The 14,099-nt window shown below is 35.6% G+C and carries 18 protein-coding genes; 7 read left to right on the top strand and 11 right to left on the bottom strand.

Going from position 1 to position 14,099, the window contains the following annotated elements; genetic code table 11:
- Positions 1–61: 61 nt before the first annotated feature.
- The 4 genes from BN999_RS11570 to BN999_RS11585 all read left to right on the top strand — a co-directional run bounded on the left by BN999_RS11570 (position 62) and on the right by BN999_RS11585 (position 2,745).
- Positions 62–439, top strand: coding sequence for a GntR family transcriptional regulator (locus BN999_RS11570; protein ID WP_096271521.1), 378 nt, complete (start codon positions 62–64; stop codon positions 437–439).
- Complete coding sequence (locus BN999_RS11575; protein WP_096271523.1) at positions 436–1,302, top strand: ATP-binding cassette domain-containing protein; 867 nt, start codon at positions 436–438, stop codon at positions 1,300–1,302. Before BN999_RS11570 ends, BN999_RS11575 begins: the two co-directional genes overlap by 4 nt.
- Positions 1,302–2,102 (top strand): hypothetical protein, encoded by an 801-nt coding sequence (locus BN999_RS11580; protein ID WP_096271525.1) that lies wholly within the window; start codon positions 1,302–1,304, stop codon positions 2,100–2,102. The genes BN999_RS11575 and BN999_RS11580 overlap by 1 nt, the downstream gene beginning before the upstream one ends.
- Positions 2,103–2,229: 127 nt before the next feature.
- Entirely contained in the window at positions 2,230–2,745 is a 516-nt protein-coding gene (locus tag BN999_RS11585; protein ID WP_096271527.1) for a hypothetical protein, read from the top strand.
- Between the two features lie 521 nt (positions 2,746–3,266).
- On the opposite strand, the gene BN999_RS11590 is transcribed toward BN999_RS11585, so the two are convergent.
- From BN999_RS11590 to BN999_RS11600, 3 genes are all read right to left on the bottom strand, one after another.
- On the bottom strand, positions 3,267–4,022 hold the full coding sequence (locus BN999_RS11590) for a hypothetical protein (protein ID WP_096271529.1): 756 nt from the start codon (positions 4,020–4,022) through the stop codon (positions 3,267–3,269).
- Positions 4,023–4,132: 110 nt separating this feature from the next.
- The gene (locus tag BN999_RS11595) at positions 4,133–4,579 is read right to left on the bottom strand and encodes a hypothetical protein (RefSeq protein WP_096271531.1); all 447 of its coding nucleotides are present in this window, start codon (positions 4,577–4,579) and stop codon (positions 4,133–4,135) included.
- 303 nt (positions 4,580–4,882) lie between these two features.
- Positions 4,883–5,845 carry a tRNA dihydrouridine synthase gene (locus BN999_RS11600; protein ID WP_096271533.1) on the bottom strand — a complete coding sequence of 321 codons (963 nt, stop codon included), beginning with the start codon at positions 5,843–5,845 and terminating at the stop codon, positions 4,883–4,885.
- A gap of 252 nt (positions 5,846–6,097) precedes the next feature.
- On the opposite strand from BN999_RS11600, the gene BN999_RS11605 reads away from it, so the two are divergent.
- Positions 6,098–6,367 (top strand): hypothetical protein, encoded by a 270-nt coding sequence (locus tag BN999_RS11605; protein ID WP_096271535.1) that lies wholly within the window; start codon positions 6,098–6,100, stop codon positions 6,365–6,367.
- A gap of 18 nt (positions 6,368–6,385) precedes the next feature.
- The gene (locus tag BN999_RS11610) at positions 6,386–6,742 is read left to right on the top strand and encodes a spore coat protein (RefSeq protein WP_096271537.1); all 357 of its coding nucleotides are present in this window, start codon (positions 6,386–6,388) and stop codon (positions 6,740–6,742) included.
- Between the two features lie 125 nt (positions 6,743–6,867).
- Here BN999_RS11610 and BN999_RS11615 read toward each other — a convergent pair whose 3' ends face one another.
- From BN999_RS11615 to BN999_RS11635, 5 genes are all read right to left on the bottom strand, one after another.
- The gene (locus BN999_RS11615; RefSeq protein WP_096271539.1) at positions 6,868–7,575 is read right to left on the bottom strand and encodes an FAD-dependent oxidoreductase; all 708 of its coding nucleotides are present in this window, start codon (positions 7,573–7,575) and stop codon (positions 6,868–6,870) included.
- 74 nt (positions 7,576–7,649) lie between these two features.
- Positions 7,650–8,030, bottom strand: coding sequence for an SRPBCC family protein (locus BN999_RS11620; RefSeq protein WP_096271541.1), 381 nt, complete (start codon positions 8,028–8,030; stop codon positions 7,650–7,652).
- Positions 8,031–8,032: 2 nt separating this feature from the next.
- Positions 8,033–8,353 (bottom strand): ArsR/SmtB family transcription factor, encoded by a 321-nt coding sequence (locus BN999_RS11625; protein ID WP_176481955.1) that lies wholly within the window; start codon positions 8,351–8,353, stop codon positions 8,033–8,035.
- A gap of 312 nt (positions 8,354–8,665) precedes the next feature.
- The gene (ant(6), locus tag BN999_RS11630; protein WP_096271545.1) at positions 8,666–9,532 is read right to left on the bottom strand and encodes an aminoglycoside 6-adenylyltransferase; all 867 of its coding nucleotides are present in this window, start codon (positions 9,530–9,532) and stop codon (positions 8,666–8,668) included.
- Positions 9,533–10,116: 584 nt separating this feature from the next.
- The gene (locus BN999_RS11635; RefSeq protein ID WP_096271547.1) at positions 10,117–10,338 is read right to left on the bottom strand and encodes a hypothetical protein; all 222 of its coding nucleotides are present in this window, start codon (positions 10,336–10,338) and stop codon (positions 10,117–10,119) included.
- A gap of 276 nt (positions 10,339–10,614) precedes the next feature.
- Here BN999_RS11635 and BN999_RS11640 point away from each other — a divergent pair, with 276 nt between their 5' ends.
- A complete protein-coding gene (locus BN999_RS11640) occupies positions 10,615–11,205 on the top strand; it encodes a TetR/AcrR family transcriptional regulator (RefSeq protein ID WP_096271549.1) in 591 nt (196 codons plus the stop codon).
- Between the two features lie 146 nt (positions 11,206–11,351).
- Here BN999_RS11640 and BN999_RS11645 read toward each other — a convergent pair whose 3' ends face one another.
- The 3 genes from BN999_RS11645 to rlmD form a co-directional block, all read right to left on the bottom strand.
- Positions 11,352–11,987 carry a Vat family streptogramin A O-acetyltransferase gene (locus tag BN999_RS11645; RefSeq protein ID WP_096271551.1) on the bottom strand — a complete coding sequence of 212 codons (636 nt, stop codon included), beginning with the start codon at positions 11,985–11,987 and terminating at the stop codon, positions 11,352–11,354.
- 32 nt (positions 11,988–12,019) lie between these two features.
- Positions 12,020–12,442, bottom strand: coding sequence for a VOC family protein (locus BN999_RS11650; RefSeq protein WP_096271553.1), 423 nt, complete (start codon positions 12,440–12,442; stop codon positions 12,020–12,022).
- A 207-nt stretch (positions 12,443–12,649) separates the two neighbouring features.
- Complete coding sequence (rlmD, locus tag BN999_RS11655) at positions 12,650–14,035, bottom strand: 23S rRNA (uracil(1939)-C(5))-methyltransferase RlmD (RefSeq protein WP_096271555.1); 1,386 nt, start codon at positions 14,033–14,035, stop codon at positions 12,650–12,652.
- Between the last annotated feature and the right edge of the window lie 64 nt (positions 14,036–14,099).

Consider the following 14,099-nt stretch of genomic DNA (forward strand, 5'->3'; position numbering starts at 1 on the left):
TTATATACATAACTATATAACCATATTGGACTTATAACAATATAGGATAGCGGGTGACATAGTGAGTAAGTTATTTGAAGAAGACAAACCAATATACATCCAAATAAGAGAAAAGATTGAGGATCAAATCATCAATAAACAATTGAAGGAAGGACACCAGGCTCCTTCCACAAATCAGTTAGTGAATTTCTATAAGATTAACCATGTTACTGTATCAAAAGGAGTTAATCAGTTAGTTGATGAAGGGATTCTATATAAGAAAAGAGGTATTGGTATGTTTGTGGCTGAAGGAGCAAGAGAATTACTTATTCAGAAACGAAAAGAATCTTTTATAGAAGATTACGTCCTCAAGCTAATACAAGAAGCAAATAAGCTAGACATTTCAGAGAATGAAATCATTGGTTATATTAAAAAGATTAAAGGAAGTGATACCATATGAATCTTATAGTTAACGAGTTAAGCCTGAACTACGGAAATTATACAGCGCTAAGTGATGTACAATTTGAAATAAATCGTCCTAGAATTTATGGACTTTTAGGTAGAAACGGGGCAGGCAAAACTTCACTATTATCAATTCTAGCTTCATTCCGAAAAGCGACTTCTGGCTCAGTCAAAATAAATGGCGAATCACCATTTGAAAATGCGGATATCATGCAACAGGTTGCCTTTCTGTATAACAAAGACTATAAAGATGAATCAAATAATTTAAAAAGTATATTGCAAGATACCGAACGATACCGACCAAATTTTGATATGGAATATGCAAACTACCTAGTGAATCGATTTAAGTTAGATCAGAAAAAACCAGTTAAAAAGTTTTCTAAAGGAATGCAATCCGCTCTAAATGTCATCATAGGTTTAGCTGGTAGAGCACCAATAACAATCTTTGATGAGGTCTACTTAGGCATGGATGCACCATCACGTGATATTTTTTATCAGGAACTTCTGGAGGAACAACAAAAACATCCTAGAATCTTCATATTATCAACCCACCTGGTTTCAGAAATGGATTATTTATTTGATGAGGTGATCATGTTAGATGAGGGAAAAATAATTCTTCATGAAGACTATGATTCCTTGATGACTAAAGGGGCAAAGATTACCGGAAATGTTGAGTTAGTGGATGAGTTTGTACAAACAAAAAAACAAATCCATGTAGAACAATTAGGTAGTACAAAAGCAGTTACAATTTATGGAGAGCTTACTAAAATAGATAAGACGACAGCTCGAGAGCTCGGGCTAGAAATAGGACCAATTACACTTCATGAACTATTTGTTCACTTAACAAAGGAGGAGGACTAATGAAAAAGAGCACCATCTATCTTAAAGTAACAGGTGATATGTTCATGGTACAGTCATTATGGATCCTTGGGTTCTTAGGCGTAATGATCGTTGTTCATATTTTTAGAATCATCACAGCTATGTTTGGGGACTATGGAGTAGATTCATATTTTGATAGTGTGTTTATTGCTGCCAATATAGCTATGTTTGTCATTGGAATATTGTGTATTTATTTCCTCCCTCACTTTGTAGGAAATGGTGTGACAAGAAAGGATTACTTTAGAGGAGCAATGTTAGCAGCAATTGGATTATCAATTGCTCTACCAATTATTACAATGGTGGTTTCTACTCTAGGACAATTTATTATCAATCAAATTGACCAAATAACGTATAATAATCCGGATATTAATTCTGCAGTTCAAGAAATCGATACCAACGGAAACATTATTGGGAATATTATCAGTAGTACTGTACAATCTATCATTATCCCACCTTATGTTAATCCAACTAGTAATTGGATATTAGCCATTGCTATCACTAGTATAAATACTTTTATTTATTATTTAATTGGTTGGATGATTAGTTCAGGATTTTATAGATTAGGTACAATACCAGGGTTAGGTTTCATTATTATTGGGATGATTACTTTAATTGCTAAAGATTCACTCTTACGAATAACCCTAAATCTTCCATTAGCAGAACAGCTAACATTTCTAGATTTTCTACCTAGATCTATTGCAGCAAGCACCATTTTATTAATGGTAATTATGGTTATAGGTGTAATTCGCCTACTAACTAAACAGGTAACTGTAAAACTTTAATATGAAACATATTGAGGCTATAGCCATATCTAACAGAAACAAATCTATTTTAACCTTTTTAAGATGATTTGGCGTATTAGATAGGCAATAGCCTTTACTTTTAGCATGAAAATGGAGGGACTGTTTGATGAGAAAAATTCGTTTTTCTGAAAAAGTACTACTAATCGGTTACTGCTTTATATTACTTTTTATGATCGTCCAAGACTGGGTTCCACTAGGATCACTTAATGATATCGATGCAATAAAGCAAGTGAAAACAACGAACGAGTTACTCCTTGTTACTTTAATTGGGGTATTACAAGTAACCTTCCTCATCTTTCTAATTCTACTTTTTATAGGAAAAAGATACCCATTATTTTTAAAGCTATGGCTTATCATTCATCCATCATGTATTTTTGCAGGGGTATTGATGAGTTGGTGGATTCCTTATCTTACAGGTATAGGTGCAGCTGAGAAAGTTGCAAGCTATACATCCATGTTTGGTAATACCCATACTTTCCTACCAGTAATGAACGGAATTGTACCAAATACATTACATACCCTATTTCACGCTAGTTTATTTTGCTGTATTCTTGTCTCGATTTATATTTTTGTTACTGATTCCTATCAGACTACTCCACAATCAAATGGTAAAGTAGGATAATATTTCTTTCCTAGCCCGTCCAATCATATTTTTGAAAGAAATCAACTTGCACCTGAAATCAACACAAAATGAGGCTGGGACAAAAGAGTTTTAGTTGATTAAAATCCGAACGAACATGAAAAGCGCATAGACCCGCTCCGGAAATATACTACGCTTTCCACGGGCGGCTGGTGAGCCTCCTCAGAGCTAAAGCTCTTCCGGGGTCTGTTCGAGAGTACCTCACAGTGTCTACCTTGCCACGGGCGGCTGGTGAGCCTCCTCAGAGCTAAAGCTCTTCCGGGGTCTCACCGATGCCTATCCTCCCGTAGGAGTCTCCGTATATTTCCGGAGCTGATGTGGTGTATCGTTCAGGTTCTCAACTTATACTTTTATTTATGTCCCAGCCTCTTTTGTATATCAATATATATGCAATTTATAGGACAACTATTCAGTTAGTTTTGTTAGCGGGTGCCCTGGTAGAAAATCACACATGACGTTGCACTACTCGAATCCACTCTTTTCCATTTTAATTACAGGATTCCCTACTCATCGTCAACATAATAATTTTTCTCCCCTAGTTGAATATCTGTAACGTCACCATCATGAAGAAAAAATAATCGATTCTCAACCGTGCCATTATTACTAGTCAGTACAATCGTATTCTTCTCCACCTTATATGTGCCAAAAACAGTATCCTCCGTAAAACTACCTGATGTTGAAGTTCCACTTGAACCGCCAACACTTCCAATTGACACTCCATCAATTTCAAATGTACCATCTGCATTAAGCGATAAATATCGAGTTTTAGAAGATGCTGCTCCTGTAACTCCAATGAGTCCAGAGTAGGATATATTTTTATATTGGTTATTAAATACCGTTCCATCTGGTACTGGTTCAACCCGAGATAATTTTACATGATTAATACTCAAGGTTTCATTGACTATTTCTATTGGCAGAGCATCTACCCCACTAATTGTTAGTTGTCCATTGTTAATCGTGTACTCCTGACACTGATCGATTAGACAATCAATCATCTCCGGTCCACCATTTGCAGGTGGGCCGATAACTACTTTATTTCCATCGAGAAATGTATAGATATCCCAACAGATTCCACCACATTCATCCCCACCAAAATCATCTCGAAAACCATAGAACATACCGCTTAAATTTTCTAGACTTAACGGTGCATTTATATCTACCTGATCTTCCACAACGGTTTCGGTATCTTCTTCAGAACATCCTATCAGAATAAGAACTCCCATAAGCATAATGATGAAACATACTATTCGATTCCCCATAACTGTCTCCTTTTCTTATCGTTGCAAAATACCTGATGTCATTCTATGCAGTTAGGAAATCTTTAGTACTTTTTAATCAACTATTCTGTACTCTAAATTAACTATTACAACTAATCTCCCGGGTGTTCATTCAGGACCCAAGGGATTCGTGCTTCAAAATCTAATTGTAAAACGGGTCTTGGGTAATCATCTTGTACAAACATTAACTCTTTATTAAAACCTAAAGTAAAATTACCTATTTTAGCTGTATTCGTTTCATTCCAATCAGAATCCGTACAGTACTCCCCTTCTATTAACACTCCAACTATATGATAACACCCCATATATAAATGAACTTTCTCTTCAACCTCTCCAAACTCTGATAAATGGATCGGCTTTAATGGATTAATTCCAAGCGAGGTAATAAATTCCAATATGGAAGAATCCATAACTTTACATGCTTCCATATAATTTTCACAGTAGGAACAATGACACAACTCAATATCCTTGTTATAGTATTCCTTTGTTTTATTTATATCCACTTCTAAATCCCAATTCATAAGCCTTATTCGCTTCACTTAAATTGCTCCCTATTTTTTCATCAGTATTTTGTTAATTTTATCTAATACGTATTAATCAAAAAAGGTTTTCAATTAATATACTAGGACAATTTATACTGAATAAGATTAGCATTAAAAAGACCCGGGATTCGAGAATATATTTTTTCACGAAACCCGGGACCAAAATTAAAATGATATTATTCTTTTTAAAAGATTGTCTTCTACCACACAGTATCTATCTACGATTTGTTAGAATAAACATCGGTATAGCACCAATCAATAATAAAACTGCCCATTGTCATGAAACAACTTCATTAACCATTATTTTTCACTTTCAAAGTCATCAAGCATTGCACGTACCTCATCTGTTGAATCGGTGCTCATTAATTGATTTCTTAATTCACTCGCACCACGAAATCCCTTTACATATATCTTAAAAAAGCGACGAAGTGGTCCAAATGGACGCGGTTCTATATTAGAATACTTGTCAAAAAGGTCTAGATGCACTCTTAAGAGATTAAGCAATTCCTCACTACTATGATCTTTTGATTCTTTTTCAAATGCAAATGGATTCTTAAATATCCCACGACCAATCATCACCCCATCAACACCATATTGTTGAACAAGTTCTAAGCCGGTCTGACGATCCGGAATATCTCCGTTTATGGTTAAGAGCGTATCTGGTGCTACTTCATCACGAAGTTTTTTAATTTCCGGAATCAATTCCCAATGGGCATCGACCATGCTCATTTCCTTTCTTGTACGTAGATGAATAGAAAGATTGGCGATATCTTGTTTCAATATATGCGTCAACCAGTCACGCCATTCTTCTACATCCGTGTAACCAAGTCTAGTCTTCACACTGACAGGTAATCCACCAGCTTTTGCAGCTTGTATCAGTTCAGATGCAACATCCGGGTGTCGGATAAGCCCCGCCCCTTTACCCTTTGCTGCAACATTTGGTACAGGGCAACCCATATTTATATCGATGCCTCGAAACCCTTGTTCAGCCATACCGATACTCATTTGTCGAAAGTATTCTGGCTTATCTCCCCAAATATGAGCAACAATTGGCTGTTCATCTTCTGTAAAGGTTAATCGCCCGCGAACACTGGCTCTTCCCTCAGGGTGACAATAACTCTCTGTATTCGTAAACTCTGTAAAAAACACATCCGGTCTGGCAGCTGTGCTCACTACATGGCGAAACACAACATCCGTCACATCTTCCATTGGTGCTAGTATAAAAAATGGCTTTGGTAAATCGAGCCAAAAATTATTTTCCATAATATAAATTCATTCCTTTCATTAGAAGGGTGGCGCACTTCGCTAAAATTCTTAAAGTGAGATTCACCTCAACCAAAAAAGTCAAGATTGTGCTCGATTATTATAACAGAAATTCACCTGTTTACAAGGGTTTGAAATACTTCTAATGGTTTTCCACTATCTCTCTTCAGTAGAACTATCCCCTTTACCAAGGGCAACATACATAAAAAATTAATCCCTCGAACAAACTAGTTTTAAAAAAGGAGGATTCACGTGCAAAATCAACAAATGAATCAACAAAACCAGCAACCTGCCATGCAACAACCACCCCATGTCATAACAACAAAGGATTTTTCCTATATTAATGACATGCTGGCATGGAATCTACTAGCGATGAAAAAGGCGCATCATGCTGCATCTCATTGCCAGGATCAACAAATTTTATCTATGCTTGAAGCATGCGGACAAATGCATCAGAGACACTATAGTAAGCTATTAGCACACTTAGAAGAAAAGCAAACCAATAATTCGATAACACAATAGAGAAAGGAGAGAAAAATCATGCAAAATACTAATACACAAAACCAAAATCAAACTAAAATTCAAAATCCAAGTACCCAAGTTCCTAAATCACCACAAATGAATGAACGCGATTTTGTTAATGACATTCTTTCGACGGAAAAATACATGACTAATTCGTATTCAACTGCTTTAAATGAAGCGAGTCATCAACACCTGTATGATGATTTACTTACTATCTTTACCGAGACACAAAATATGCAGCATGATTTATTTAACCTTATGTTCCAAAAAGGTTGGTACAAGCTTGAAGCTGAAGATACACAAAAAATTCAACAATCCTTTCAACAACACCAGGGCTATATGAATCAATTTCCATACCAGGGAACTATACAATAATAGTGTATTGTCGAACATAAACAACAAAAAACTGGACCTAGTGTGGTCCAGTTTTTAATTTGGTTAAATTAAAACAACATTATCTACGAAGTACAATAAGTAGAACTTCCGACCCTTATCCGGTACTAATATCCATCTAGTACATCCCTTTTAATATTCTTTTTTGAAACTCCATTATTTTTTAAGAACCCTGAAACAGATTCTACCATTGACTTAGGTCCAGCAATTAAAAATGTTCCATTAGTAGTATGAATAGTAGTAAATTTATTGATTTCCTCAAATAAATGTTCTCTGGAATCCAGATAAGTCACAGTTACTGAAGTATTGTTAGCCATCTCATCCAGTTCATCTTTATATACAAATAAATTTTCACTATCCATATAAAGTAGTTTAATTTGTTTAGCCTCTGTACTACGGTCAGCTTCCAGTTGCTTTAACATGGACCTAAATGGAGTAATTCCAATACCACCCGCGATCAATAGTGAAGGACTGTTATCGCTTATTTGGAACGATCCAACGGGTCCGCTCATTGTCATATTCATCCCTTTTTCTAGCTCTAACAACGCTTTTTTGAAATCACTTGGCTGATCACTTATTTTTGTTGTGATTCTAATGACGTCCTCTGTAGGTGCGGATGAAATACTAAATGGCTTTGTAGAAGGTTTCACTTTCTTATGAGTGATCGTAAATAAGCCATGTTGTCCAGCTTTCCAGGTCAAATCCTTTTCTTTTTCAAATAGAAAACTATATACACCTTCTGTTTCTTTAAAGCTTTCTAAGAACACTAACTCTTTCTTAACAAATACCGACTTCATATCTTGAAAAAATCCCATATCACTAACTCCTTTTAGTTTCCCTTAGACTTATGCATTTTCTACTACGTATAGTAAACTTTCTTTAATTTCTTCTATAATACTTTCTTAAGAACTTCAATTTTATCCGCCCAACCATGTTTCGCACCTTTGAATGCGTAATCTTCCTGATTAAATCCTGTATGGTCAAGATGTAAGTGAGTTGTATCTCCCACTTGTTTAAGCGTCCATGTAACTACCGTATCAATTGGTCCACCAACCCATGTGTAAGACAACGTATGAGGTTCGTCTACAACCAACACTTCACTATTAACAATTAAATCAATGTCATTGTTCCGGAATTGACATTTATACCCAACAATTGGTTTAAAGTTATTTTCCATTACCCATTGTGCTAGTGTATCTGAATTTGTTAATGCTTCCCATACTTTATGGATGGGACTCTTAAATTGAAAATCTAATGAAATGTCTGCCATATCTATTCCTCCAATATATTCTTTAGTAATATTGCTCTTTCATTCCAAAACTTCTCGTAAAAGGCTAACCAATCTTTAATTTCTTGTAAGGGCGCTGGATTAAGACGAAATCTTGTTTCTCTGCCAATCTTCCGGTTCGTTACTAATTCTGCTTCTTTTAAGATAGTTAAATGTTTAGAAACCGCAGTACGCCCCATTTGAAATTGATTAGTTAATTCGTGAAGAGGTAATTCCTCTCCCTCTGCCAACAAGCGTATTAATTTGCGCCTAGTTGGATCGGCAATAGCTACAAAAACATCTCGCTTTTGGTCAGTGCTATTCAAATCCCTACCTCCCTTAAATCGGACACTAAATGGTGTCATTATTATACGACACCTTTTAGTGTCCAGTCAATATAAATTTACCCTTGGATATAACGGAATATTACCACTTACTATCAATTTCTTTATCAAACAATATACATCTATCCCCTTACAAGTTTTAAGTACACAGAATGTAAAAGAATAGAAATCGAAAAAAAGACTGAACCACCAATGGATTCAGCCTGAATAAAATTATTGTAATCCTTTTTATCCTATATTTTTTAATCCCTCTTATTCCAGTCGATTAAAGTTATATGAATTAAAATATCGTTCCTAATCCCTCTCCTCATTCAATAACTCATAAATATTTTGTGTATATTTAGAAATGGCTTTATCATAATCCGGGTATGTACATCCAATGCTCTCTGCAACATATTTAGAGTATTTTCTAAATAACTCATAACAAGTGAATAAAGACCGCCATATATTTTGGTAACTACTTTCTTCATAAGTAGTAAGTAAAGAATCCCAATCTTCATTAGGTAGATAATGATGAATAAATTTATAATTCTTCCCGAGGCTAAAGTTAAAGCCTTTTTTTAATCCTATATGCCATGACATCATTCTTAACAAATTATTCCTAACAATCTCATGTAAATGGTCCACTGCAAAAAGGAATTCCCTTCTTGCCAATCCCTTTACTACATATGTAGAAACCCACCAAAATTCATTACAACAATCATCAAACTCTCCTGCAGTGGGCTTTTTAATCCAATACCTTTGATCGTTTGCAACCACTTCACTTTTTACAAGCTCATCCTTATCAAGTAAGACTTTAACTAAACCATCACTTTTATTAAAGTATTCCTTCACTTCATTAATCGGTATCAGTGTCAAATCTAATCGATTCCCATCTTCGAACAGCATAAGATAAGAAAACCAATTCCCTAACTCTGGAGGAAAAAGCTCCATATCTTCAGGTTTTTGCATAATCAATCGTTCCCCAAAGACATCCAGCCAATGATCATTTTCTTTGAAAGAATCAATGTCTGTTACAAAATAAGAAATATCATAATCTTGGAAGGAATCACGAGGAATGTTTTTATTAGTTCGAGAGCCTTCCAGCGTTACAAGTTTGATTCTTGCATCATGTTTAGCGTAATCCAAAATCATATTCATCATCTGTTGTTCGGTTCTCATTTGAGTAACTCCTCCAATTTTAAACAAATCCAGATGCGTATTCAGGCTTCTGATCATATTATTACTATAATGAAGGAGAAGAAGATATTGCAATGAATAAACAAGACAAAAAAACGGATTCTCATCGAAGAAAATCCGAGTAATTAGTGGGCATAGTTGCCACCGACATTCACTACATCAGCCGGTAACTGATGTCCAATATTTGGTATCGACTCTATCTCTCTACATCTTGCAATAGGTTCTTTGCACGGGCGGCGGCTCGTTTGGAATTATGCATAGGACTTTTTTCACCTAAAAGGAGGAGTGTTGGTATCTTTACCAATTGAAGTTCTTCATCACTAACATATAGTGGTGGAATGCGTTGCATCGTATAATCACGCATCGCTGCTATTACTACGTGAATCTGGCCACTGTTTCATAGCTTCATCATTTTTTTCCAAAGAATTCCTTCTCTGATTTGCTGTTAATAAACAAGTCCTACTCGTTGTATTTCCCTAATAGCTTTCATTCAATATTATACTCCCTTCATACCCCTCTCTACTTGAAACCTTTGATTAGCTATAAAAAACGAATTATCGCCATCTCTATTTACCACTGCTAGATGAACTGGATGTTTTCATAGAATAAAGAATTAAAATTCCGCCAATAGCAATCAGTAATATGTCTATGATAATTTCCCAACCTTGAAATACATCAATATAATTCACTAAAAACCAACTTTTCGCTCCATTTGTCAAATGATTGATCAAACCTCCAACTCCTTGTATTAGTAAAAGTAAACTAAGTCCACTTATTATTTCTTTCATATCTAAACACCTCATTCATATTTTTATTATTAAATTCCTCAAAATAGACTGCACCTACTAACAGTAAAGAAATAAGTGCTTTTTTAGTTTTGACCTATTAAATCTGTACTAAAAAAAATCGAATAGATTTACATCTATTGATGAAGTAGGCAACACTAGTTCCATAATCTCGAACAAATAATTAGTCCCCCCTTTAAATAGTGTGATATTATTAAAATAACACGACGTGTTAAAAAGATAATAACACACTGTATTATAAAAAGGAAGTGTTTTTCTGTGCCCAAAATAGTTAATCATGAGCAAAAACGCAAAATAATCGCTGAGGCTGCATGGAAGATAATTAAGAATGACGGATTTGAAAAAGCATCTATACGAAGAGTTGCTGCTGAGGCAGGGATGTCTTCTGGAGCTTTAAGGCATTACTTTTCTACTCAAGATGAAATGCTCCTGTTTATTATGGACTACTTCTTTGATGCAGGAAAAGAACGTTCTAATCATAAAGAATGGTCAAAAGATCCCTTAAAGGCAGTTGAGGAGGTTTTGTTAGAGCTTGTACCAATTGACGAAGAAAAGAAAATTGAAACGAATGTTTGGTGGATTTTTGCACTCCGTTCCCTCACAAGTGAGGCATTAATAGAAAAGAAAGTCGAATTGACTAATGGTACATTTGAATTAGCAAATTCAATGATTGAGATACTAACTCTAAAAGGAATATTAATGGATTCGATTAATGTAGATTTAGAAAAGTATCGATTATCTGCATTGATTGAGGGGCTGTCACTTCATGCTTTGTTAAGACCTGATGAGTATACTCCCGAAAAGGTGCAGGAAATAATTGGTTATCATTTAGAATTACTTACTAAATAATAGATATCATGTATTTTACGCAATTCTACTACCTTTGATTACAGCTACTGAATTGATCATTTAAATACAGTAGCTGTAATATTATTTATTGTATTCTTCTCTGTAGTAAAAGCAATATAACTATCAGTATGCTTAGATAGTTATATTCATTTGTTGATAATTTCATCAAACCCATCTTGTGATGTTAACTTCTCCAAGTTATTAAAAATCTTTTCTTCGTCCCAGTTCCACCACTGAATCTTTAATAAAGACTCAATCTTTTCATCACTAAATCTTTTCTTGATAAATACGGCGGGATTCCCACCGTATATTGTATATGGTTCGACGTTTTTAACTACTGTTGAGTTAGCAGCAATAATCGCACCATCACCAATTTTTACACCTGGCATAATTGTTACATACTCACCTATCCATACATCATTGCCAATCACGGTATCTCCCTTAAATGGTAGTTGGTCTACTGTTGGTGTAACCTTTTCCCAACCAGAACCAAAAATATTAAAGGGATAGGTTGTTATGCCATCCATTCTATGATTTGCTCCGTTCATAATAAACTTAACACCCTCAGCAATCGCACAAAACTTACCAATCACAAGTCTATCTCCTAGAAATTCATAATGATGCTCTATATTCTCATAAAATTTCTCTGGGGACTTTTTATTATCACTATAATAAGTGTATTCACCAATATCTACATTGGGTCTATTGGGGAGATTACTTATATAACAAACCGTTCTGATATTTTCATTTGGATAGAGCCTATTCTTGTCTGGTCCTTTCATGATAATTCCTCTCCTTTCAACTGACAAAAAATCTATTCGTTAAATTCCCAAGCTGGATTCCAAACTACCTCCCATAAATGCCCGTCAGGATCTTGGAAGTAACCAGCGTATCCTCCCCAAAAGGTATCGTGTGCTGGAACTGTTATAACTGCACCAGCTTTATCTGCCTGTTCCATCACCATATCCACCTCTTCTTTACTCCAAACATTATGACCGATTGTAAATTCAGTAGGGCTTTTTGGTGTCTGATTTATGCCTGCGTCATGAGCAATATCCTTACGGTTCCAAATGGCAAGTTTTAATCCTGACTGTAAATCAAAAAACGCAACTGCACCATGCTCATATTCTTTACCTACAATTCCTTCTGTCGATAATCCGAGTCCTTCCTGGTAGAACTTCAATGATCTTTCCAAATCATCTACACCCAATGTTATAACTGATATTCGTGGTTTCATCTAATGCCTCCTAACCGCATACTATACGTTATATAATGTAATATAGTTCAATTATTAATAGAATACACCTGTTTCATTAGCACAACAAATTCCATAGTTGAATTTAAAAAGTGTTTAGGAATAAAAAGACCCCGAATTCGCTAAAGTATTTTTAACGAAATCAGGGTCTGAATATCAAATATTTATTTAAATTAGTAAGAGAACCTTTTAGTTATTCACTTTCTTCTCCAACCAAGTAACACTCTCTATATGCATACTCTGAGGAAACATATCAACAGGCTGCACTTCCTTTGTCTCATACCCACCATCTTCTAGAATTCGTAAATCACGAGCTAGTGTTGATGGATTACAGGACACATATACAATCCGCTTCGGCCCCATCTCAAGCATTGCATTTAAGAGCCCTTCATCACAGCCTTTACGGGGTGGATCGACCACGATAACGTCTGGTCTTAACCCATCTTCCTTCCACCTTGGCATGACTTCTTCAGCAGTACCTACTTCAAATTCCACATTAGTCATCCCATTTAATTTCGCATTCACTCGTGCATCTTCTATCGCCTCTGGAACCACTTCCACTCCATAAACTTTCTTCGCCTTCTGAGCTAAGAAAAGAGAGATCGTTCCAATTCCACAATAAGCATCAATAACGATGTCACTCTCATCAATAGCAGCATATTCCAACGCTTTGTCATAGAGCCGTTTTGTTTGTGTAGGATTGACTTGATAAAACGATTTAGCAGAGATGGCAAAACGAATAGAACCAATGGAATCATAAATATATTCCTGACCCCAAAGTACCTTGGTACTATCTCCAAGAATAACATTGGTTTTAGCTGGGTTTATATTTTGGATAATGGATTTGACATTCGGGTAAGTCTCCGTTAACTCACGGATAAATTCTTTTACACGCGGTAGTTCTTTCGTCCGTGTGATGAGCACTATCATGGTTTCTTTCGTTTCTCTCCCAGTCCGAACCATAATATGACGCAGGACACCGGAATGACTCTTTTCATCATAAGCTTCTATCCCTAGTCGGCTAGCAATCCGGCGAACTGCTTCTACCATCCGGTCATTTAAATCCTCTTGTACCACACAAGTATCCATGTCTTCAATAATGTTATGACTACGCATTTGATAAAACCCTGTAATGAGTTCCCCGTCTTTTTCACTGACTGGTATAGCTACCTTATTACGGTATCTCCAAGGGTCTTCCATTCCAATTGTTGGATGAACAGGTACATGTTCAAGATGAGCAACTTTTCGCATGACATTCTTCACTTGTTGTTGCTTCATTGATAACTGTAGATTGTAGCTCATATGTTGAATTTGACATCCACCGCATTTATAAAATACATCACACGGAGGTTCTACACGTTCTGGGCTTGGATTTTTTACTTCCAATAGTTTTCCAAAGCCAAAGTTTTTATTTACCTTTACTACTTTAACCATTGCTTCCTCACCCGGTAAGCCATAGGGCACAAATAGCGGATAGCCATTTATCTTACCTACACCATTTCCTTCATGAGTAAGGTCCTCAAATCGTATTGTTACGGTTTCATTCTTTTTTACTGGGGCAGATTGTTTTGCCATTTATGTATCTTCCTTTACGTACTATTTGCTATTCTTTATCTTATCATGAACAAAGGAGACTACC

Source organism: Paucisalibacillus globulus (assembly GCF_900184735.1).
Classification (GTDB): domain Bacteria; phylum Bacillota; class Bacilli; order Bacillales; family Amphibacillaceae; genus Ornithinibacillus; species Ornithinibacillus globulus_B.

Excerpts from the sequence above, each read along its gene's own strand:
- rlmD (WP_096271555.1), bottom strand. The coding sequence starts at position 14,035 with ATGGCAAAACAATCTGCCCCAGTAAAAAAGAATGAAACCGTAACAATA.
- BN999_RS11620 (WP_096271541.1), bottom strand. The coding sequence starts at position 8,030 with ATGGCAGACATTTCATTAGATTTTCAATTTAAGAGTCCCATCCATAAA.
- BN999_RS11585 (WP_096271527.1), top strand. The coding sequence starts at position 2,230 with ATGAGAAAAATTCGTTTTTCTGAAAAAGTACTACTAATCGGTTACTGC.
- BN999_RS11610 (WP_096271537.1), top strand. The coding sequence starts at position 6,386 with ATGCAAAATACTAATACACAAAACCAAAATCAAACTAAAATTCAAAAT.
- BN999_RS11650 (WP_096271553.1), bottom strand. The coding sequence starts at position 12,442 with ATGAAACCACGAATATCAGTTATAACATTGGGTGTAGATGATTTGGAA.
- BN999_RS11615 (WP_096271539.1), bottom strand. The coding sequence starts at position 7,575 with ATGGGATTTTTTCAAGATATGAAGTCGGTATTTGTTAAGAAAGAGTTA.
- BN999_RS11645 (WP_096271551.1), bottom strand. The coding sequence starts at position 11,987 with ATGAAAGGACCAGACAAGAATAGGCTCTATCCAAATGAAAATATCAGA.
- BN999_RS11580 (WP_096271525.1), top strand. The coding sequence starts at position 1,302 with ATGAAAAAGAGCACCATCTATCTTAAAGTAACAGGTGATATGTTCATG.
- BN999_RS11590 (WP_096271529.1), bottom strand. The coding sequence starts at position 4,022 with ATGGGGAATCGAATAGTATGTTTCATCATTATGCTTATGGGAGTTCTT.
- BN999_RS11575 (WP_096271523.1), top strand. The coding sequence starts at position 436 with ATGAATCTTATAGTTAACGAGTTAAGCCTGAACTACGGAAATTATACA.
- BN999_RS11635 (WP_096271547.1), bottom strand. The coding sequence starts at position 10,338 with ATGAAAGAAATAATAAGTGGACTTAGTTTACTTTTACTAATACAAGGA.
- BN999_RS11600 (WP_096271533.1), bottom strand. The coding sequence starts at position 5,845 with ATGGAAAATAATTTTTGGCTCGATTTACCAAAGCCATTTTTTATACTA.